This window comes from Pediococcus damnosus (assembly GCF_001437255.1).
GTDB lineage: Bacteria > Bacillota > Bacilli > Lactobacillales > Lactobacillaceae > Pediococcus > Pediococcus damnosus.
The window spans coordinates 1-368 of the sequence record NZ_JQBD01000195.1; the positions used below are offsets into that span (position 1 = coordinate 1).

1 protein-coding gene is annotated in these 368 nt (G+C 46.5%); it reads right to left on the reverse strand.

What is annotated here, in order from left to right:
- Positions 1 to 157: 157 nt before the first annotated feature.
- On the reverse strand, positions 158 to 368 hold a 211-nt coding region (locus tag IV84_RS11285), incomplete at its 5' end, for a hypothetical protein (protein ID WP_236699032.1).

Below are 368 nucleotides of genomic sequence, written 5' to 3' on the forward strand. Positions count from 1 at the left end.
CCTGCCATCCATCGGTGGTCAGCTATTTGTTCTGTTTTCTGCGATTTTCGCACTGCTTCCACCTCCAATATCAATTACGAGTTATTACTGTTCGGTCCTTCGTTCACTTCGTGGACTACTATGACCTCGGCTGACTCCTGCATTACTCAACATTCCATCACTGAAGTGCTTGTCTTTGTGGAACATAACGTTCCTCTTGTCGGAAACGTGTAATACAGGTCTCCCCGGGTAAGAACGCTAACTTTCGTACCATCTCACCGTTGGCTTTACCGTCATGACTTCGAGTAGTATCGGACTTCAGTTTGTTAGGCAACCTTATCCAGTCATTTCGGCCTTGTAGCCACTTCTTGTTCATCGGTGCAGTACTT